Annotated in this window: 18 protein-coding genes and 1 pseudogene; 7 read left to right on the top strand and 12 right to left on the bottom strand. The window is 65.6% G+C overall.

Translation table 11 applies throughout. The features are described from left to right. Positions 1-4: 4 nt before the first annotated feature. The 3 genes from tssF (at position 5) to tssJ (ending at position 3,596) form a co-directional block, all read left to right on the top strand. Positions 5-1,819 (top strand): type VI secretion system baseplate subunit TssF, encoded by a 1,815-nt coding sequence (gene tssF, locus U5798_RS15210; protein WP_322082519.1) that lies wholly within the window; start codon positions 5-7, stop codon positions 1,817-1,819. Further along, entirely contained in the window at positions 1,783-2,925 is a 1,143-nt protein-coding gene (gene tssG / locus U5798_RS15205) for a type VI secretion system baseplate subunit TssG (protein ID WP_415859500.1), read from the top strand. Before tssF ends, tssG begins: the two co-directional genes overlap by 37 nt. A gap of 143 nt (positions 2,926-3,068) precedes the next feature. Next, a complete protein-coding gene (gene tssJ / locus U5798_RS15200) occupies positions 3,069-3,596 on the top strand; it encodes a type VI secretion system lipoprotein TssJ (protein WP_322082517.1) in 528 nt (175 codons plus the stop codon). Positions 3,597-3,750: 154 nt separating this feature from the next. Here the strand turns inward: tssJ and U5798_RS15195 are convergent, their stop codons facing one another. Both U5798_RS15195 and U5798_RS15190 read right to left on the bottom strand, forming a co-directional pair. Then, positions 3,751-4,959 carry a benzoate/H(+) symporter BenE family transporter gene (locus tag U5798_RS15195; RefSeq protein WP_322082516.1) on the bottom strand — a complete coding sequence of 403 codons (1,209 nt, stop codon included), beginning with the start codon at positions 4,957-4,959 and terminating at the stop codon, positions 3,751-3,753. 175 nt (positions 4,960-5,134) lie between these two features. Then, entirely contained in the window at positions 5,135-6,160 is a 1,026-nt protein-coding gene (locus U5798_RS15190; RefSeq protein WP_124454364.1) for a fatty acid desaturase, read from the bottom strand. A gap of 243 nt (positions 6,161-6,403) precedes the next feature. Between U5798_RS15190 and U5798_RS15185 the strand changes: the two genes are divergently transcribed. Next, on the top strand, positions 6,404-7,228 hold the full coding sequence (locus tag U5798_RS15185; protein WP_322082515.1) for a phosphate/phosphite/phosphonate ABC transporter substrate-binding protein: 825 nt from the start codon (positions 6,404-6,406) through the stop codon (positions 7,226-7,228). Positions 7,229-7,278: 50 nt separating this feature from the next. On the opposite strand, the gene dbpA is transcribed toward U5798_RS15185, so the two are convergent. The 5 genes from dbpA to U5798_RS15160 form a co-directional block, all read right to left on the bottom strand. Next, entirely contained in the window at positions 7,279-8,676 is a 1,398-nt protein-coding gene (gene dbpA / locus U5798_RS15180) for an ATP-dependent RNA helicase DbpA (RefSeq protein ID WP_124454370.1), read from the bottom strand. Further along, entirely contained in the window at positions 8,673-8,870 is a 198-nt protein-coding gene (locus tag U5798_RS15175) for a hypothetical protein (protein WP_124454371.1), read from the bottom strand. The genes dbpA and U5798_RS15175 overlap by 4 nt, the downstream gene beginning before the upstream one ends. 265 nt (positions 8,871-9,135) lie before the next feature. Beyond that, the gene (mqo, locus tag U5798_RS15170; protein WP_415859499.1) at positions 9,136-10,779 is read right to left on the bottom strand and encodes a malate dehydrogenase (quinone); all 1,644 of its coding nucleotides are present in this window, start codon (positions 10,777-10,779) and stop codon (positions 9,136-9,138) included. A 548-nt stretch (positions 10,780-11,327) separates the two neighbouring features. Further along, the gene (locus U5798_RS15165) at positions 11,328-11,633 is read right to left on the bottom strand and encodes a hypothetical protein (protein ID WP_124454375.1); all 306 of its coding nucleotides are present in this window, start codon (positions 11,631-11,633) and stop codon (positions 11,328-11,330) included. Between the two features lie 61 nt (positions 11,634-11,694). Beyond that, entirely contained in the window at positions 11,695-12,183 is a 489-nt protein-coding gene (locus tag U5798_RS15160) for an Lrp/AsnC family transcriptional regulator (RefSeq protein ID WP_124454377.1), read from the bottom strand. Between the two features lie 129 nt (positions 12,184-12,312). Between U5798_RS15160 and U5798_RS15155 the strand changes: the two genes are divergently transcribed. Then, positions 12,313-13,350, top strand: coding sequence for a histone deacetylase family protein (locus tag U5798_RS15155; RefSeq protein ID WP_124454379.1), 1,038 nt, complete (start codon positions 12,313-12,315; stop codon positions 13,348-13,350). A gap of 70 nt (positions 13,351-13,420) precedes the next feature. Continuing rightward, positions 13,421-14,563, top strand: a complete 1,143-nt coding sequence (locus U5798_RS15150; RefSeq protein ID WP_322082513.1) for a branched-chain amino acid ABC transporter substrate-binding protein — start codon at positions 13,421-13,423, stop codon at positions 14,561-14,563. Positions 14,564-14,586: 23 nt separating this feature from the next. On the opposite strand, the gene U5798_RS15145 is transcribed toward U5798_RS15150, so the two are convergent. Further along, positions 14,587-15,456 carry a mechanosensitive ion channel family protein gene (locus U5798_RS15145; RefSeq protein ID WP_322082512.1) on the bottom strand — a complete coding sequence of 290 codons (870 nt, stop codon included), beginning with the start codon at positions 15,454-15,456 and terminating at the stop codon, positions 14,587-14,589. Positions 15,457-15,719: 263 nt separating this feature from the next. On the opposite strand from U5798_RS15145, the gene U5798_RS15140 reads away from it, so the two are divergent. Continuing rightward, the gene (locus U5798_RS15140) at positions 15,720-17,093 is read left to right on the top strand and encodes a M23 family metallopeptidase (protein ID WP_322082511.1); all 1,374 of its coding nucleotides are present in this window, start codon (positions 15,720-15,722) and stop codon (positions 17,091-17,093) included. A gap of 186 nt (positions 17,094-17,279) precedes the next feature. Here the strand turns inward: U5798_RS15140 and U5798_RS15135 are convergent, their stop codons facing one another. The 4 genes and pseudogenes from U5798_RS15135 to U5798_RS15120 form a co-directional block, all read right to left on the bottom strand. Further along, positions 17,280-18,119, bottom strand: coding sequence for an AraC family transcriptional regulator (locus U5798_RS15135; protein ID WP_322082510.1), 840 nt, complete (start codon positions 18,117-18,119; stop codon positions 17,280-17,282). Positions 18,120-18,267: 148 nt separating this feature from the next. Then, entirely contained in the window at positions 18,268-19,002 is a 735-nt protein-coding gene (locus U5798_RS15130; protein WP_322082509.1) for a fucose-binding lectin II, read from the bottom strand. Positions 19,003-19,153: 151 nt separating this feature from the next. After that, positions 19,154-19,315: pseudogene (locus U5798_RS15125) on the bottom strand (fucose-binding lectin II); the annotation flags it as partial. 42 nt (positions 19,316-19,357) lie between these two features. Continuing rightward, on the bottom strand, positions 19,358-19,747 hold the full coding sequence (locus tag U5798_RS15120; protein ID WP_322082508.1) for a fucose-binding lectin II: 390 nt from the start codon (positions 19,745-19,747) through the stop codon (positions 19,358-19,360). Positions 19,748-20,612 lie beyond the last annotated feature (865 nt).

The raw sequence follows: 20,612 nt of genomic DNA, 5'->3' as shown, positions 1-20,612 counted from the left end.
ATCCATGGCAAACGACGATCCCATCCTGCGTTACTACGAAGCCGAAATGCGCTATTTGCGCGAGTCCGGCAAGGAATTCGCGAAGGCGCATCCCGATCGTGCACGACTGCTGAACCTCGACCGTGTCGGCGATCGCGATCCGTACGTCGAGCGGCTGTTCGAGGGTTTCGCATTCCTGACGGGGCGCCTTCGGCAGAAGCTCGACGACGAGTTGCCGGAGCTGACGGAGGGGCTGGTCAGCCTGCTATGGCCGCACTACTTGCGCATGATCCCCTCATTGTCGGTTGTGGAGCTCATCCCGCTGTCGGAAAAGCTTCAGAAGACCGAAGTCGTGCCGGCAGGCGTATCGATACGCTCCGCGCCGATCGCCGTACCGTCGCAGGCCGGCGTGGAAGGCTTGTCGCCGAAGACCGTGCAATGCATCTACAGGACCACGCAAGCGGTCACGCTGCAACCGGTCACGGTGACGCACGCCGGGCCGACCGTGCGCCACGACGGCCGTTCGGTGATCCGGCTCGGCTTCTCGCTCGGCGGGTCGGCACGCCCGATGGAAACGGATCTGTCCCGGTTGCGCTTGTACCTGAATGCGGATCTGCCGACAGCGTTCGCGATGCACCTTGCGCTCACGCGCCAGGTCGACACGATTCAGTTGCGCATTCCTGAGATCCGCGACGGCGAGGCGATGCCGCTCGCCGGCGTCACGATCGAGCCGGCCGGCTTCTCGGCCGAGGAACGATTGTGGCCGAAGGCCGATGCGGCTTTCTCCGGCTATCAGTTGCTGCTCGAATACTTCACGTTCCGCGAGAAATTCCTGTTTGTGGATCTTTGCGGACTGGACGTCACGAAGCTGCCCGAACGTACCACCCGGTTCGAGCTGGAGATCGTGCTGACGCAGACCTATCCGTCGGACCAGCGCTTCAGCGCAGAAAACGTGCGGCTATTCTGCTCGCCCGTAATCAACCTGTTCGAGCTGGATGCCGAGCCGATCGAGATCGATCATCACGAAACCGAATATCGCGTGGTGCCGGCGGGGCATCAAGGCGAGCATGTCGAAACGTATTCCGTCGACGCGATCGAGGCATTCGACCACGAGACGGCCGAGCGATATGAATACGTACCGTTTGCGACGTTCCGCCATCGCGGTGGCATGCTGCGCCACGAGGCGCCGGAGCGGTATTTCCATTCGCGCGTGCGCTCGGGCGTGGCGGGGTTGCACGAAACGTGGGTGGTGCTCGGTGGTCATGCATGGGAAACCATGGAGGCGCTGCCCGAGGAAAGCCTGTCGTTGCGCGTGACGGGCACGAACGGGTTGCTGCCGCGCAAGGGGCTGCGGGAAGCCAGTCTCGACGAACTCTCGACCAGTTCACAGAACGTCACCGGGGTACGCAATCTCGTCTCGCCGACGCTGCCGCTGTATCCGCCGACGGAAGACCGGTTCCAGTGGCGTGTGCTGTCGCACCTGGCGCCGAACTTCTTGTCGATGATGAACGCGGAAGTGCTGCGTGGGGCGCTCGCGCTCTACGACTGGACGGACGACGAGCTGAACCGTCGACGGCTCGCGGGTATCCTGTGGGTGTCACAGGCACTGATCGAGGAAGTGTCGGGTGGCTCGGTCGAGCGGGGCGTGCTGATCGAGGTCACGCTCGACAGCCATGCGTTCGCTGGAGACGGTGACGTGATGCTGTTCGGCGAACTGCTGCATCGCTTCTTCGCGCTCTACGCCGACATTAACCTGTTCACGAAGCTCGAGATCGTCAGCCTGCCGTCGCAGGCTCGGATTGAATGGCCACGCAGCAAGGCCGAGCGGGCGCCGCTATGAAACTGCACGACTTCCCGAATCTGGATCCGCTGGTCGCCTCGCTCCTGGCGCGCGCACCACGGATGAACTTCATGCAGCTTTGCCGGTTGCTCGAAGTGCGTTTTCCCGATCAGCCGGGGTTCGGTACACGGGATGCGCTCGAGCATGAACCGGTTCGCTTCCGGCCACGACCGCGAATGGGTTTTCCGGCGAGTGAGGTCGCGTCGGTCGAATTCGATGACGGATCGGACACGTTCGGGCCGGGTTCACCGCCGACCGTGCGCACGACCTTCATGGGGTTGTACGGCGTTGATGCGGCGATGCCGTCGCACATGATCGACGAGATCGTGCTGCGCGAGGAAGGGCACGAGGCAGTCGAGGCGTTTCTCGATCAATTCAATCACCGGTATGTCACGTTGCTGTATCGCGCCTGGCGGAAGTATCGCTATCCCGAACACTTCAGGCCTGGCGGCATCGATGCGCACTCGCGCAACCTGTTGTGTCTGGCCGGGTTCGGCTGGGGCGACAAGCCGAAGCGCGCCGGCCTGCCTGATTCACGGATGCTGGCACTGCTGGGGCTTCTGATTCAGCGCACTCGCACGCCGGAGGGACTGGCAGGCGCCATTGCGCTGGCTATTCCGCGAGTCGAGGTTCGGGTCGACGAGTTCTGGCCGGTCGTGACGTCGACGGGGCGGCCGCGGCCGCTTACCGGTGCCGGGCCTGCTGTCGGGAAGTCGGGAACCAGTCAACGTAAAGGGTTGGGCGGAGGTTACGTATTGGGAAAGCGGATGGCGTATCGAAGTCGGGCGGTACGTGTGACGTTACGCCCGGCCGATGCTCGGCAGGCGCAGGACTTGTTGCCGGGTGCAGCGTTGCATCGCGATTTGATGGCCTTTGTGCAGTTATATGTCGGCGTCAAGGCGGACGTACACCTGCGTATGGAGGTGTCGTCGCGATACACGCCGGACCCGGCGATCGGTCAGGGAAATGCCGGACCGCGGCCTCGGCTCGGCTGGACTACCGTGCTGCCCGCTGACGAGGAACGTATCGTCAACATTGCGCTCGGCGTCTACGAAGCTTTTCCCGCGACGACTCACAATCCATACCTTACCGCATCGCATGCTTGATCAGGAATGACGCATGATCTTCAGATTTTCCGCTTCAGCCGTTGCATCCGTTTTGCTGCTATCAGCTTGCGCTTCGTGTCTGGCCGACAACGCCTGACCCCAATACGCTCATGACCTGCACTATGCATTGCTGAGGAGCATCAATGTCCATCCGTTTCGCTGTTTCAACCGTCTTGTCTGTTCTACTGCTGTCTGCCTGCGGCGCCTGGCAGTCCGTCTCGGACGCCTCGTCGAGCGCGTATCACGCGGTATTCTTCAAGCAGGTCAAGGTACTCAACGTCGATCTGTCCGCCCGGGAGGCACTGAACCCCGATGACGCCGGCCGCGCGACGTCGGTCGCGGTGCGCGTGTATCAGCTGAAGGACCGCAAGATGTTCGACGGTGCGTCCTACGAGGATTTGCTGAAGAATGACCGGACGGTGCTTGCACAGGATCTGCAGGCTAACCTTGCCGCGGTGTTGAATCCGGGGGCGGCCGCGAGTCTATCGCAGCCGATGCAGGCCGATACGAAATACGTCGCGATCGTGGCGTTCTATCGCAACCCGGGCAATGGCGACGGGTGGAAGTATGTGATCGAAAAGAAGAAGCTCGATGCGGACAAGCCGTTGAAACTCGAGCTTGTCGATCAGCTTCTGTTGGCCGGCGGCGCTATTCGCAACACATCGAGGTAGTGCCTGACTGGTCAGGCGTCGTGACGATCCATGAAGTGCAAAGGACATGACCTGACCCGACCCGCGCACTCGATGAACCGAATCGCGAGAGCCGACGAACCCGTGCTCGGGAAGGGATTGCCGCGAGCATTCGAGGACGGCTCATGCGTGTGCATCAATTCCGCTGACGCCCCCGCACCCTGTTCAACACCCCATACGCCACCGACCCGATCACGATCCCCCAGAACGCCGACCCGAGCCCGAGCCACGTCATTCCCGACGCGGTCGCAAGAAACGTGATCACCGACGCTTCGCGGTGGTTCTCGTCCTCGAAGATCCCGTGCACGTTCGCGCTGATCGCACCGATCAGCGCGAGCCCTGCGAGGATCGCGACGAATGCCTTCGGCAGCGCGAAGAACACCGTGACGATCGTGCCCGCGAACAGCCCGCCGATCAGGTAGAACGTGCCGTTCGCAAGCCCGGCGATGTAGCGCCGGTCCGGATCCTCGTGCGCGTCCTTGCCGGTGCACAGCGCCGCGGTGATCGCGGCAACGACGATCGTGATTCCGCCGAAGCACGCGACGACGAGCGACATCACGCTGGTCGCGGTGATGATCGGCCGCGCCGGGGTGTGATAGCCGGACACGCGCAGGATCGTCATCCCCGGCAGGAACTGGCCGGTGAGGCTGACGACGACGAGCGGCAGCGCGAGGCTGAGCGTCGTGCCGAGCGTCCATTCGGGCGTGATGAAGATCGGCCGCGCGATGCTCGGCGACACGTTGCCGAGATGCGTCATCCCGAGCAGCGTCGCGAGCGCGGCGCCCGTCAGCAGCACGAGCACGATGCTGTAGCGCGGCAGCAGGCGCCTGAAGATCACGTAGGCTGCGATCATCCCGAACGCGAGCACGGGCTGATCCGACGCGGCGGAGAACGCGTGCATGCCGAACGGCAGCAGGATGCCGGCCATCATCCCGCACGCGATGCCGCGCGGAATGTGGCGCACGAGCCGGTCGAAATAGCCGGTCACGCCGATCAGCAGGATGATGAGCGCAGCCGTGATGTACGCGCCGACGGCCTGGTTGAGCGTCAGTTGCGGAAACAGGCCGACGAGCAGCGCGGTGCCGGGCGCCGACCACGCGGTGATGACCGGCACCTTCATCTTCCAGCTCGCGAACAGGCCCGAGACGCCCGCGCCGATCGAGATCGCCCACACCCACGACGACACCATTTCGTTGGACGCATGCGCGGCCTGCGACGCCTGGAAGAAGATCGCGAGCGGGCCCGCGTAGGAAATCAGGACCGCGAGGAAGCCCGCGGTGATCGCGGAAACGGACCAGTCGTTGCCGATCGTGCGGATCGCGCCGGGCGGGGAGTTCGGTTGCATCGTCGTCGGGGCGTGCGGCGCGCGGCCGCGAGGCAGAGCCGGGGCGGATGATTGTTGGAAGCCCCGGATGAGCCGTCATTCTGCGCATGGCCGGCGCAATTGGCAATTCGCGGACGTTGTCGGCTTTTCGTAAGAATGGGTGCGGAAGCGGTCGAATCGGTGGCCCCGCCGTCGGTCAGGTACTGATCTGGAGCACCTTGTCGACCACGGCCACCTTCACGCCGCTTCCGGTCGACAGCGATGCCGTGCCTTCGTCGAACGGGTGCACGGGCGTATCGGTCGGCGTCCACGCATGGCGCGCGAGCAGCTCGCGATACCCGCCGCGAATCACGAAGCCGCCGCATTTGCGCGCATACGCGTCGCGTCGCATCCGGTACGCGCGCGGCAGGTCGTACCACGGCAGCTTCGGCAGGTCGTGATGGACGAGGTGGTAGTTGTTGTTCAGGTACAGCAACCGCATCGCGAAGCCGGCTTCGTTGATCGTGATGCGCGCCTTCGGATGCGGCGCGGCGCGGTGCTCGTATAGCGAGCGGATCATTGCGAGCGACAGCGCGGGCCACGTGACGGCCAGCAGGTAATACCACCACGGCACGCCAATCGCCCATTGCAGCCACGCGAGCAGCGCAACCACGCAGGCAACGTGCATCGCCCACATCGGCAGATAGCGGAAGTCGCCGCGCCGAAACGCGCCGAACGCGTCGGCGACCGTCGAAGCGACGGAGAGCGGCGGCCCGACGACGATTCGTCCGACGAAAGTCTTGCGCGCGACCGTCAGCGCCCGGCGCCAGCGCGGCAGCCGCGCCCAGCGTTCGCGCGTCACGTAGTTCGTTTCCGGATCGACGCCCGGCACGGTCAGGTCCTCGTCGCGATGATGGTCGAGGTGCGTATCGCGATACAGCGTGTACGGATACCAGACCGTCAGCGGCGGATAGCCGAGCAGCTTGTTCACGAACGCGGAACGCGTCGGATGGCCGTGCAGCAATTCGTGCTGCAGCGACAGATGCCATGCGCCGAGCAGGATCAGCGGCGGCGTCGCGGCCGCGAGCGACAGGTGCCCGTCGCGCACGAGCAGCAGCACGGCGAGCCAGCCGCCGTAGATGACGGCGACCAGCAGCCAGGTCGGCCACTCGGTGCGGGCAGTGAAGCGGGCGTCGAGCGCGGCAATCGCGCGCGCATGATCGACGTCGAAGTATTCGGCCATGGCGTTGAGGCGGATGGATCGGGCAATGCGGGGAACGAGCGATGGAACCGGTGCGCTCGGCCCGGGTGCGCAGGTGTCTCGCGGATCACGGTCGGCCTGCCCGGCATCGCGCACGTGGCGGTGCCGGCAGGCCTTCGAACGGTACCGGGACGGGGCGGCGACGCCAACCAATCGATTCGCATTTGCTTATCGCGACGAAGCCGATATGCATCGGGGGCCGGCGCAGATGCGTAGAATGCCCGCATGAACCCATGGATCGCAGTACTGCCGATGTACAACGTGACGCCGCGCCACGCCGCACTGTGGCGCGCGCTGCTGCGCGACGCGCTCGATGCGTTCGCGAACGCGGGCGGCCCTGTCGACGTCGCACGGCCCGACGCGCCGTTCGACGACCTGCACGCGCTGTGGCGGCGCGACGATCTGCTGCTGTCGCAGACCTGCGGCTACCCGTACCGGATGCTCGGCATGCGCGACGTCGTGCGTTTGATCGCGACCCCGGTTTTCGACGCGGACGGCTGCAACGGGGCGCACTACAGCAGCGTGCTGGTCGTGTCGGCACGTGTGCATGCGGGCGGCGCGACGACGCTCGCCGCATGTCGCGGGCTGCGCGCCGCATACAACGGCGCGGATTCACACAGCGGGATGAATGCGTTCCGGCATGCGGTCGCGCCGCATGCGCATGACGGACGGTTTTTCGGATCGGTCACGCCGTTCGGCTCGCACCTGAACGTGCTGCGTGCGCTGGCGTCGGGCCAAGCCGATTGCGCGGCGATCGACTGCGTGACGTTTGCCTATGTGCGCGACGCGTTGCCCGAGCTGCTGAAGGACATCCGGACCATCGGCACGACGGCTTCCGCGCCGGGATTGCCGTTCATCGCATCGCGCGCGCTGCCGGAAACACAGGTCGGCGCGTTGCAGGACGCGCTCGATCGCGCGGTCGCCGCCGATCCGGAACGCGCGCGCGTGCTGAGGCTGAAGGGGTTCGAACGGCTGTCGCCGGCCGACTACGACGCGATTGCGCGGTTCGAGCGGGGAGCCGTCTCGCACGGCTATCCCGAACTCGGGTGACACACGGGGCGGCGCGCGGCGGTGCTGCGACCGCCCGCGCCGCGACCCGCTTACTCCTCGTCCATCAATCGGACCTTGACGCGCTTGCCCTTGATCTTCCCGGCGTTGAGCTTGCGCAGCGCGTCGTGGGCGACGCCGCGCTCGATCGCGACATAGGTCGAGAACTCGGTCACGTTGATCTTGCCGATCTGCTTGCCGTCGAACCCGGCGTCGCCGGTCAGCGCGCCGAGCACGTCGCCCGGGCGGATCTTGTCCTTGCGCCCGCCGAGGATCTGCAGCGTTTCCATCGGCGGCAGCAGCACACTGTCGTCCGCCGGCTTCAGTTCAGCGAGCGGATGCCATTCGACTTCGCGCTTCTGCGCCTGTTCGATGGCGCCTACGCGGCCCATCTCGTCCATGCTCGCGAGGCTCAGCGCCCAGCCGTCCTGGTCCGCGCGGCCCGTACGGCCGATGCGGTGCACGTGCACTTCGGGGTCGGGCGTCACGTCGACGTTGATCACCGCTTCGAGCTGCGCGATGTCGAGCCCGCGCGCGGCGACGTCGGTCGCCACCAGCACCGAGCAGCTGCGGTTCGCAAACTGGATCAGCACCTGGTCGCGCTCGCGCTGGTCGAGCTCGCCGTGGAGCGCGAGCGCGTGGAAGCCCTGCGCATGCAGCACGTCGAGCAGGTCGCGGCACTGCTGCTTCGTGTTGCAGAACGCAATCGTGCTCACCGGCCGGTAGTGGTTCAGCAACTGGCCGACTGCGTGCAGCCGCTCGTTCTCGGTCACTTCATAGAAGCGCTGGCGGATCTTGCTGTCGTCGTGGCGCTCCACGAGCTTGATTTCCTTCGGATTGCGCAGGAACTGCTGGCTCAGCTTCGCGATGCCGTCCGGATAGGTCGCGGAGAACAGCAGCGTCTGGCGCGTCGTCGGGCACATCCGCGCGACCTTTGCGATGTCGTCGAAGAAGCCCATGTCGAGCATCCGGTCGGCCTCGTCGAGCACCAGCGTGCTCAGCGCATCGAGCTTCAGGTTGCCGCGGTCAAGGTGATCCATGATGCGGCCCGGCGTGCCGACGACGATGTGCGCGCCGTGCTCGAGGCTCTGCGCCTGCGGGCGCATCGGCGTGCCGCCGCACAGCGTCAGCACCTTCACGTTTTCTTCCGCGCGGGCGAGGCGGCGCACTTCCTGCGCGACCTGGTCGGCGAGCTCGCGCGTCGGGCACAGGATCATCGCCTGCACGTCGAAGCGGCGCGTGTCGAGGCGCGAGAGCAGCGCGAGCGAGAACGCGGCGGTCTTGCCGCTGCCCGTCTTCGCCTGCGCGATCAGGTCCTGGCCGGCCAGCGCAACCGGCAGGCTCGCGGCCTGGATCGGCGTCATGTCGACATAGCCGAGCTGCGCGAGGTTCGCGAGCGTGGCGGGCGTCAGCGGCAGCGCGCTGAACGGCGTGGCGGTCGGTTGCGTCAAGACAGGTCTCCGAGGTAGGGGCGGCCTTCCATCTGCTCGTAGACGACCGTGCCTTCGTCGTCTTCGAAGCGTTCGAGGTAGTTGCGCGCGCCGCACAGCGGGCAGCGGAACAGCAGCCCCTGGCCTTCGTCCTTGATGACGACGTCGGACTGCTCCCACTGCGTGCCGCAGCTCTGGTTTCGGCAGGTAAACACGGTCTTTCTCCAGCTGAATTCGGTTGATGGCGCGCCCGGGCGGGCGCGGCAACGGCGGGCGGCGCTCGCGCGGCTCGGGCGCGGGCCGCACCGGCGTCGCCTGGGTTGCGTCGATGCGGATGATGGATCGGGCGGCGACAGGGTCGCGCGTGCCGCAATTCTAGCGGAAGCGGGCGCCCGGCACGGGATATCCGCCCGTGCCCGCCAAGAAAAACGGCCGCCCCGGAGGGCGGCCGTATGGTGCGGCAAAACGGGGCCGGACGCGTTACAGCGCCATGTCGGCCGACGCCTTCGCCGGGCGGGCCGGCGCGTTGCCGGCCGGCTGCGACGGCATGCCGAGGTCGATCTTCGGCGGCGGCGACAGTTGCAGCACGTCGCTCGTGTAGGTCCATTCCTCGACGACCTTTGCCGGGCTGTCGTTCAGCTTCGTGCCGTAGCTCGGCACGATCTGGCGGAGCTTCTGCTGCCACTCGGGCGTCGCGACCTTGTCCTTGAACACTTTCTTCATCAGGTTCAGCATGATCGGCGCGGCCGTCGATGCGCCCGGCGACGCGCCGAGCAGGCCCGCGATGCTGCCGTCCTGCGACGCGACGATCTCGGTGCCGAGCTTCAGCACGCCGCCCTTGACCGGGTCGCGCTTGATGATCTGCACGCGCTGGCCGGCTTGCCACAGGCGCCAGTCTTCCTTCTTCGCGTTCGGGAAGTATTCCTTCAGCGCGTTGAAGCGGTCGTCGTCGGACAACATCAGCTGGCCGGCGAGGTACTGGACCAGCGGGAATTCGTCGACGCCCACGCGCATCATCGGCGCGACGTTGTGCAGGTTGGTGCTCTTCGCGAGGTCGAAGTACGAACCGTTCTTCAGGAACTTGGTCGAGAACGTCGCGAACGGCCCGAACAGGATGATCTTCTTGCCGTCGATGATCCGCGTGTCGAGGTGCGGCACCGACATCGGCGGCGAGCCGACCGACGCCTTGCCGTATGCCTTCGCGAGGTGCTGCTTCACGACCTCGGGGTTGTCAGTCACGAGGAACGAGCCGCCGACCGGGAATGCGCCGTAGTCCTTCGCTTCGGGGATGCCCGACGCCTGCAGCAGGTGCAGCGCACCGCCGCCCGCGCCGATGAACACGAACTTCGCATCAACCGATTGCGGCGGTTCGTCCGAGTGCAGCTTGACCCACGACACGTGCCACGTGCCGTCGGCGTTGCGCGTGATCTCGCGCACTTCGCTCGACAGCGACAGCGTGAAGTTCGGCTGCGTCTTCAGGTAGCCGACGAACTGGCGCGTGATCTCGCCGAAGTTCACGTCGGTGCCGATCGGCGTCCACGTTGCCGCGACCTTCTGGTTGCGGTCGCGGCCTTCCATCATCAGCGGCACCCACTGCTTGATCTGGTCGTAGTCTTCCGAATACTGCATCCCGCGGAACAGCGGGCTCGCCTGCAGCGCTTCGTAGCGCTTCTTCAGGAAGCGGACGTTGTCGTCGCCCCATACGAAGCTCATGTGCGGCGTCGAGTTGATGAACGAGTGCGGGTTCTTCAGCACGCCCTGCCTGACCTGCCACGCCCAGAACTGGCGCGAGATCTGGAACGACTCGTTGATCTCGATCGCTTTCGAGATGTCGACCTTGCCGTCGGCCTTCTCCGGCGTGTAGTTCAGTTCGGCGAGCGCCGAGTGGCCGGTGCCGGCGTTGTTCCAGCCGTTCGAGCTTTCCAGCGCGACGCCGTCGAGGCGCTCGACCATCGTCATCGACCAGTCAGGTTGAAGCTCGTGCAGCCAGACGCCGAGCGTCGAGCTCATGATGCCGCCGCCCACCAGCAGGACGTCGACCTTCTTCGTATCGGCGGCGTGCGCGGACGATGTCGCGACGCACAGCGCGAGCGCCGACAGTATTACCCGTAACGTTTTGATCACAGCAGATCCCTTTTTCAACTTGAATGCATCGGTTTGCCATGCCGCCCGGCGTGCGGTTCCGTTGCGCCGGCATAGGGGTCCGGAGATCCGGACCGCGAATCCGGAATTCCGGATCGGCGCTGCGCGCCGTTGCATTTGCGCACGCGAAGCCGTTCGGAAGGACACCTTCGGATCGGCTTCCGCGGGCAGGCAAGCGCCTGCGTCGCGAGGGTGCGCAACGCGCCCGGGCCCTTGTGGCAAGCCTCGGCGGAAAGCGCTTCGGGCTGCATGGAAAGGGGCCGCGCGCGACGCGTTTGTGCGGGGGCGGGGTGGCAAGGGGCGCGTAATATAACCGAACTCGGACAACGTGTCGCAGACGACGAATATCCCTGTTTTTGTGGGGTTTTTCGTGTGTCCGGGTTTCCGGAATGACGGTGTGCGACGCCGAAAAATCGGCGGGGTCGGAGTGGCGAAATGCGGGTGTCGGGCACGCCGCGCGCCACACCGGTACTGCATCGAATCGCGGCGTTGCACCGCGACCCGTGCACATCAAATCAGGTCACATCACTTCATTTCGCTGCGCCGTTCCGGCAGAACTGCTCGTAGCCCTGCGCCGAATTCGCGAAGCCGCGCGCCTTCGCGAGTTCCCACGGACGCTCGCATTGCTGCGTGCGCTCGCACCACGCGTAACCGGCCGAGCCGATGCAGCCGTGTGCGTCGCGATCGCCGCCGACCATCGGCGGGGCTGCTTGCGCGGACGTATCGGCCGGTGCCGACGCATTGGCCGGCGCGGAGGATTGCGCCGCACACGCGCTCAATGCGAATGCGCAGGCGATCGCGGCGGCCAGCGACGCGGAGGGGACGTAACGTTTCATCGGGTAGCGCTCCATGGGATGACGATCGACGGCGGATGCCCGCATGCGGGCGCCTGAACATTCACGCGTCCGGCACCGGCACGCGCGACGAGAACTTCACCTCGCGCAACGCGAGGCTCGACTGGATCGACGACACGCCGGCCTGCTTTCGGAGCACGCGCTCGACGAATTCCGCATACGCGTCGAGATCGGCTGCGACGACCTGCAGGATGTAGTCGGCCGCACCGGTGATCTTGTGGCACGACGTGACTTCGTCGTGACGCCGCATCACGTCCTCGAAGTGATCCGAATCCTGATCCGAGTGCATGTTGAACGTCACCTGCACGAACGCGAACACGTTCATGCCGAGCGAGCGGCGGTCGAGGTTCGCCTGGTAGCCGGTGATCACGTGCTCGTCCTCGAGCCGCTTGCGGCGGCGCCAGCACGGCGTGACGCTCAGCGACAGCTTCTCGCCGAGCGTCGCGTTCGACAGCGCGCCGTCTTCCTGCAGCAGGCGGAGCATCGCGCGGTCGACGCCGTCGAGTTCAACTGAAGCGCGATTTTTGCTCATATCCGGTGTCCCGTAGACAGATTTCTCAAAATTGTACGAAACGAAGAAGCGAAAAGCAAAGCTAATGCCGGCCGGCGTCAATAGACTGTTGCCACCCCTTTCCTCTCGTCATCACGGCAACGGTCAACCATGCTCACGGTCTACAGCAGCGATCACCACCTGCATCGCGGCGTCGAACTGAAGGACGGCGCGATCACCGAGTCGTTCGAAAACCCCCTTCGCGCCGAAACGGTGCTCGCGCAAGTCCGCGCGGCCGGCCTCGGCGACGTGATCGCGCCGCGTGCGTTCGACCGCGCGAGTTATGCGGGCGCGCACAGCGCGCGCTACGTCGATTTCCTCGCGGGCGCGTGGGACGAATGGACGGCTAGCGGCCGCACCTGCCAGGCGCTGCCGCTCGTGTGGCCGGTGCGCGCGATGCCGGCCTCGGCGACGCTGCCCGACTTCATCGACGGCAAGCTCGGCTTCTTCGCGATGGACGCCGGCGCGCCGATCAACGCGGGCACGTGGGATGCGGTGAGCGCGAGCGCGAACTCGGCGCTCACCGGCGCCGACTTGCTGTCGGGCGGCGGCGCGCGCGCGGCGTTCGCGCTGTGCCGCCCGCCCGGCCATCACGCAGGCCGTGAGTACATGGGCGGCTACTGCTACCTGAACAACGCGGCGATCGCGGCGCAGCACGGCATTGCCGGCGGTGCAGAACGCGTCGCGGTGCTCGACGTCGATTTCCATCACGGCAACGGCACGCAGGACATCTTCTACGCGCGTTCCGACGTGCTGTTCGCGTCGCTGCACGGCGAGCCGGCAGTGTCGTATCCGTACTTCTCCGGCTACGCGGGCGAACGCGGCGCGGGTGCTGGCGAAGGCTTCAACCTGAACCTGCCGCTGCCGAAGGGCACGCAGTGGGACACGTATTCGGGCGCGCTCGGCCAGGCCACGGCCGCGATCGCGAAGCACGCGCCCGACCTGCTCGTCGTGTCGCTCGGGGTCGACACGTTCGAGCACGACCCGATCAGCCATTTCAAGTTGCGCTCGCCCGACTACCTGCGGATCGGCGAGGCGCTGGCGCGTCTGAACCTGCCGACGCTGTTCGTGATGGAAGGCGGCTACATGGTCGACGAGATCGGCATCAATGCGGTGAACGTATTGCTGGGATTCGAAGGGCGTGCGTGAGCGCGCGGCATGAGTTTCGACGAACGACGGATCTGAACACGAACGAAGCGCGACAAGGATGGAGACAACCATGAATCGACATCACAAGACAGCACTCGCCGCCGCGGCCGCACTGACGTGCGCGCTGTCCGCAGGGCCCGCACACGCGGACGACATCGTGCGCATCGGGCACGTCGCGCCGCTGACCGGCGCGATCGCGCACCTCGGCAAGGACAGCGAGAACGGCGCGCGGCTCGCGGTCGAGGAGATCAACGCGAAGGGGCTGACGATCGGCGGCAAGAAGGTCACGCTGCAGCTCGACGCGCAGGACGACGCCGGTGATCCGCGCACCGCGACCCAGGTCGCGCAGCGGCTCGTCGACGACAAGGTCGTCGGCGTCGTCGGCCATCACAACTCGGGCACGTCGATTCCGGCGTCGCGTGTGTATCGCGACGGCGGCGTCGTGCAGATCTCGCAGGCCGCGACCAACCCGACGTACACGCAGCAGGGCTTCAGGACGACGTATCGCGTCGTCGCGACCGATGCGCAGCAGGGGCCGGCGCTCGCGATGTATGCGGCGAAGAACATGGGCATCAAGACGGTCGCCGTGGTCGACGATTCGACCGCATACGGGCAAGGCCTCGCGACCGAGTTCGAGAAAGCCGCGAAATCGGCCGGGATGAAGGTCGTGTCGCGCGACGCGACCAACGACAAGGCGATCGACTTCCGCGCGATCCTCACGAAGATCAAGGGCGAGAACCCGGACGCGATCATGTACGGCGGCATGGACGCAACGGGCGGCCCGCTCGCGAAGCAGGCGCGCCAGCTCGGCATGCGCGCGAAGGTCCTCGCCGGCGACGGCGTGTGCTCGACCGACCTGCCGAAGCTCGCGGGGCCGGCGTCGGACAACATCGTGTGCTCAGAGGCCGGCATCGCGCTCGAGAAGATGCCGGGCGGCGCGGCGTTCGTGAAGCGCTACGAAGCGCGCTATCACCAGCCGATGCAGGTGTATGCGCCGTTCTCGTACGACGCGGTGTACATCATCGTCGATGCGATGAAGCGCGCGAATTCGACCGACCCGGCGAAGGTGCTGGCCGCGATACCGGCCACCGACTATCGCGGCGTGATCGGCGAAACGAGCTTCACGCCGCACGGCGACCTGAAGCACGGCGCGATCTCGGTGTTCACGTACAGGAGCGGCAAGAAGGCGCTGCTCGATATCGTCAGGATGTAACGTCGCGGCCAGGCCGTGCTGCCTTACGAAATCCGCATGCGCGCATCGTTCGCGCGGCACTCCGCGTCGTGCACGATATGCAGCTCGCGCGTGCGGATCGGCAGCGCGCAATTCGCGTCGGCAAGCGTCTTGCGTACCTGGCGCGCGAGGCGCCAGCGCATCGCCCAGAACTTGTCGGTATGCGTCCACACGCGCATGTTCGCGACGGCCGTGCTGTCGTCGAAACGCATCACCATCACGTCCGGCGCGGGATCCTGCAATACGTCGGGATCGGCCACGGCCAGTGCCCGCAGCGCGTCGAGCGCGCGATCGATATCGTCGTGCACCGACACGTCCACTTCGAGATCGAGGCGGCGCGTCGGATTGCGCGTGTAGTTGCGCAGCGAGCTGCCCCACAGGGCGCTGTTCGGCACGTATTCGCAGATGCCGTCCGGCTTCGTGAGCCGCGTCATGAAGAGCCCGACCTCGTCGACGGTGCCTGCGACGCCCGAGCCGCCGTCGATGTAATCGCCGACCTTGAACGGCCGCAGCAGCAGAAGCATGATGCCGGCCGCGATGTTCTGCATCGTGCCCTGCAGCGCGAGCCCGATCGCGAGGCCGGCCGCGCCGAGCACCGCGATGAGGCTCGCGGTTTCGATACCGAGCTGCGACAGCGCGCCGACGATCGCGACGATGCGGATGCCCCACACGGCGACGTCGCAGAGGATGGGCCGCAGCGTGTCGTCGACGCGCTCCTTGTTCGCAAGCAGCCGGTTCAACCAGTTGCCGATGCGCTTCGACAGCCACCAGCCGGCGACGAGCAGCGCCAGGGCGGCGCACAGCCTGAGGGAAAGGGTGGACAGCGCGTTCCACAGGAACGTCCAGCGTTCCGGGTGCAGTTGATCGAGAAACATGACGGGATTCCGGGTTGAAAGATGATGCAGCGTCGCGCTGCCGGCAGCGTTCGACTGTACACGCGGCGCGGTGGTTCACGCGAATGCTGCGTTGATTTAGTACTGGTACTAAGTGCTAATTCGAGAAAATAGGATTGGTCCTATTCAGCCATTTTGAGCGTGCCGATACACTCGCCTTCATGTTGCCGGATCGCGATGCAGGCTCCTCCGCGATGCCGGCCCTTTCCCGGTTTTTTCATTGATAGATAGCGAGTGACGACGTCATGCGGTTAGACCTGCGTTTCCGTCTCGCACGCGAACAAGGTCAACCCGTTCGGCGCGGCGTTCGCTGTTTTCCGTTTCGCCGCGCGTTGCTGCTCGGTGCCATCGCGGCGGCCTGTACGGCCGGCGCGCAGGGTGCGATCGCGCAGGCGTCTCACGATGCCGCGCCGTTCGCGCCCGTGGCGGCGGAAACGGCAGACCTTGTCGACGTGCCTTTTTTCAGTTCCGCGCGGACGACGTGGGGTGGCTTGCGCGCGTCGACGGCAGCGCCGCTCGATGTCGCGTATGCATCACATGGTGCGAGCATGTCGACGGATGGTGGTCGCGATGATCCGGTCGCCCGCTTCGGCGCATGCGTTGCATATCGCGTGCTGTGCGATGCGGCGCGCAGTGCGGTCGAACGCGGCTATGCATCGCGGTTCGATTACGGGCTGGCGTCGGCGTTGCCCGCGATGGGCACGCAACCGGCGTTCGAGCGCGGCGCCGTCGATCTGGCATCGGCCGACCCGTTCACGCTGGCCGAGCCGGATCGCGGCACGCGCGCCGGCCCGATCGCCGGCAGCCTGCATACGTCGCTGGTGCGCGCCGAACTGCCGGCCGGTGTTGCCGCGCAGATCGTCCGCATGCTGGCCGGGCGCATCGATCCGAAGCAGCGCGGTGTGGTCGGCGATACCTTCCGCGTCGCATTCGAGCCGGATTACGGCGCGATGCGGCCGGGCCGCGTGCGCGTGACGGCGCTCGACATCCGTTTTCGCGGGCAGCATGTGACGGCCGTGTGGTTTGCGCCGCAAGCGGGCGCGCCGGGCGCCTACTACGACCTCGACGGCATGCCGCTCGCCGGCACCCGGTTTGCGATGCCGGTCGCCGCGACGCGGATCAGCTCGCCGTTCGGCACGCGCGTGCATCCGGTGAGCGGCGCGCGCCACGTGCATTCGGGCGTCGATCTCGCGGCGCCGGCTGGCCGTGCGGTGCATGCGTCGGAGCGCGGCGTCGTGACGTTCATCGGCACCGAGCTGAACGGCTACGGCAAGTACGTGGTGATTCGCCATGACGGCGGCTATGCGTCGTACTACGCGCATTTGTCGGCATTCGAGCCGACGTTGCGGACCGGCGCGCGCGTCACGCGCGGCCAGCGAGTCGGGGCGGTCGGCAGTACGGGGACGGCCACCGGCCCGCATCTGCACTTCGAGGTGCGCCGGCATGCGCGCCTTGTCGATCCGATCGCACTGGTGCACGCAGCCGGAGCGGCGAAGCTGAAGGGCGCGCAGCGTGTGGCGTTCAATCGCATGGCGCGGGACGCGCGCACGCAGCTCGCGTCGGCGACGTGGACGCAGCCGGTTGCGATGTCGGAGGTTGTCGCATTGCATGCAGGCTGATCGTCGGCCGGGTGCCCGCGTTCACGGGGGCGGTCGAAGCCGGACTGCCGATGAACCTCGGCGGCGGACACCAGCGAGCGATTACCGGCAATGCGGGCGTGTGGTGGGCGTGGTGAGTCAAAGGGTAACGGCGTGTCGATCGATCGGCCGCGGCGCGAGTTATCGCGGCCGATCCGCACACGTCGTTCACGCAGCCTGCTCGACCGGCAACCAGATCTCCAGCACGCCGGCGCCCGTCACCGGATCGTAGTCGCCGCTGTAGCGCTCGAACTCGGGCGCATCCACTGCCTTGAATCCCGACGTCGGCAGCCAGCCGTTCCAGATGCTGTAGAAGGTCTGGTGCAACGTGGAGATATGCCCGACGTGTTCGAACACTGCGTACCGCTGCGGGGCCAGTTCGACCCAGCGAAACGGCGCGGGCAGCCGGTCGCGGCTCGTGACTTCCACGCCCGCGATGTATTCGAAGCTGCCGTCCGCGTCGGGGTTGCAGCACACGCCGTACGTCACGTTGCCGACCTGGCCGGGAAGGGTACCGAGGTATGGGATGAACGCTTGCCACAGCGCCGGGATCCCTTCGTTGGTTTCGAACGTATAGCGATCGCTCATGCCCGCGATCAGCCGCGTTCCGGCGGTTTCGAAGCGCGATGGCGTCACGTCGATGATCTTCAGCTCTTTCATGCGAAGCGGCTCCACAAGAGACAACCCGTCGAGGGCGCGCCGTGCCCGCACGTCCTCGGGCGTCATGCCGAAGAGATCGCGGAAGGCGCGCGTAAACGCCTCATGGGAGCCATAGCCGGCATCGAGCGCCACGTGCAGGATGTCCGGCGCGCCTTGCGCCAGCGCATGCGCCGCACGCGTGAGCCGCCGCGACCGGACGTAGCGCATCACCGGCCAGCCGGTATTCATCGAGAACAGGCGCGAGAAGCCGAAGCGCGACATGTCGCAGTTCGCGGCAATCGTGTCGAGCGTCAGGTCTTTATCCAGTTTGGTTTCGATAAACCAGAGTGCTTGTCCAACCGGGTTCATGGCGTGCCAATGAGTGTGTCGGGTGGACTATATGGTATCGGCGGACGGCGCATTTGATCGTTCTTGCGCGGCAGCCATGATCTTGCGGCTGCACAAAATCACATCGCCACGCCGGTCGGCGTGGCGATGATCGACAGGCTGCTGCGGTTTAACCCAGCGGCCAGTTCAAAATCGCGATGCCGTCGTTGTAATCGCCGTCGCCGCCATCTTCCGACCCGACGAGCCCGAAGTAGGTCTTCTTGAAGATGTCGACCTGACGCGAGCCGATCTTCGACGGCTTGCCGTTCGCCGTCACGACCACGCGCACCTTCCCCTTGCCCGAGTTCACGATCTGCGTGTTCAGGTTCGCGTCCTGCGTGCCGGCGCCCTGGAACGTCGCGGCCGGCTTCGCGTTGTCGTCGACGAACACCTCGATCGTCTGCTGCGCCGACGAGTTGACCAGCGCGGTCACGCCGAACGCGATGTTCGGCGGCAGGTTGAAGATGCCGTCGCGTTCGCCGCCGCCGGTCGTCGTGGGGTCCGGCTGCGCGGGCGGCAGCGGGGCTTTCGAGAAGTAATTGACCACCGCGCCGACGCCGAACTTCGCCGCGGCACCGGGCAATACGCCCGGCGCGCCGGCCCACGTCACCGTGCAGGCGACGACTTGTCCGGCCGCATCGGCTTTCACCTTGTTCTGCCAGCTGCCGACGTCGAAGCTGTACGGGATCGTCGCGATATCGACGAACACGTCGTACTGCGGCAGTTTCTCGACCAGCTGCGCGGTCATGAACTGGCGCATGCGGTCGAGCACGGCCTGGTCGCCGTTGGCTTGTACGGCGGTGGCGTCGTTGCCTGCGAGTTGCAGCAGCGCATACAGATCGTCATGGGTAAACGGTTGTGACATGTCGTCCTCGTCTGGATGGAAGGTCTCGCGTGTGCGGCCGGTGAACGGGCGTCACCGTGCCGCGCGCGGAGCAAAGCGTGGGACTGCTCGAACGATTCGCAATGTGTGGTTGGCCCCGTCGCCATTGCGATGCTGCGTGACTGGCCGCCGCTCAACCGAGCGGCCAGTTCAGGAACACGATGCCGTCGTTGTAGTCGTCATCGGCGCCGTCTTCCGACCCGACGATCCCGAAGTACGACTTCTTGAAGATGTCGACCTGCCGCGAGCCGAGCCGCGACGGCTTGCCGTTCGCCGTCACGATCACGCGCACGCGGCTCGTTTCGGGTTGTCGTCGATATAGATGTCGCGCGTCAGGTCAGCCGATCGGCCACTGGAGCACGACGATGCCGTCGTTGTAGTCGCTGTCGTGGCCGTCTTCCGACACGACGATCCCGAAGTTGACCGTGTACGGCGAGCCGTCCGACTTCTTGCCGTTGATCGGCGCGAGGCGCGCGTCGGTGGCCGACGGCTTGCCGTTGACCGACACTTCGAAGCGGAGCTTGCCGTTGCCGGAATTGAGCGTGGCTTCACGCGTGCCGTCGCGCGTCGTCAGCTTGTGATACGCGGCCGGTTCCTGGCTGTCGCCGATAAACAGCTTGATGTGCTGCTGCTCGGCGGCATTCGCGAAGAAAATCGCGCGGAAATTGGTATTCGGCGGAATCGAAAACTCGCCGGCACGGTTGGAAGACGTTTGAGAATCGGCCATGCTTGCCTCCTGAGGTATGTTGGATAAGGCGTGAGCCTTGTCGCGCAAACGTTTGCTGTTTGAAACACGACATACAAAGCATGGCGAAAAATAAATAAAAAAATATTCGAGCGGGAATGGTTGTTGTTCAGTAAATCGAAAATCAAGATTAATCGATTTAGTGAAATGAAGTTAATGAACCAAGTTTCGACGTATTCGGGAAATTATATCGATGCACGTATCGCTTTCTTGAACGATGCGTGACCGTACCGGAGAGGAGAGAGGCGGGGAGGCAATCGGGCTTCGGAGCAGACGCTCGGCGTTCGCATATGGCAGCGTTGTCGTTTCAACATCAGCATCTCGGTCGTGGCCGCGCCCACCGGCCACCGTCGAACGCCCACATCGAAGCCCGATTACAGGAGGAGGGGGTGCGGCGACCGATGAAGTGGATGGACCGACTCACTCCGAACATGAATAGGGCCTCACCGGCGCCGCACCTGAGAAGCATATCGACGGGGCCGGCCGCCGCCTATCGGACAGGACTGATTCTGCACACACAAAAGCGCGCGATTTCCGCGAGCCCGGTTGACAGCCCCGGCCGCCCTGTGATTTGATTCCGGCCATGCAAGCCGCCCAGTCCCTCTTCTCGCTACGACTACTAGCCCGTTTCTCCGGGCTGGGTCTGCGGCTGCGCGCTTTCCATCTGCTTCTTTCCTGAAGCGCCAGATTTCCCCCGTATCACCGACCTGGCCCCGGTTATCGACCGGCGCCTGAGTTCGTCTTTTTTCCGTATCGCTCCGCTCCGTCCCGGTCGCTCAACCGCCAAGGCTGTCGTTCGCCGTACCGCTTTGCCGTTGTGCCGTTTCATCGCCGTCACCGCTGCGCG

Source organism: Burkholderia sp. BCC1972, from assembly GCF_905339605.1.
GTDB lineage: Bacteria > Pseudomonadota > Gammaproteobacteria > Burkholderiales > Burkholderiaceae > Burkholderia.
The sequence above is the reverse complement of the archived record's forward strand: the minus strand, read 5'-3'. Positions and strand labels throughout refer to the sequence as shown.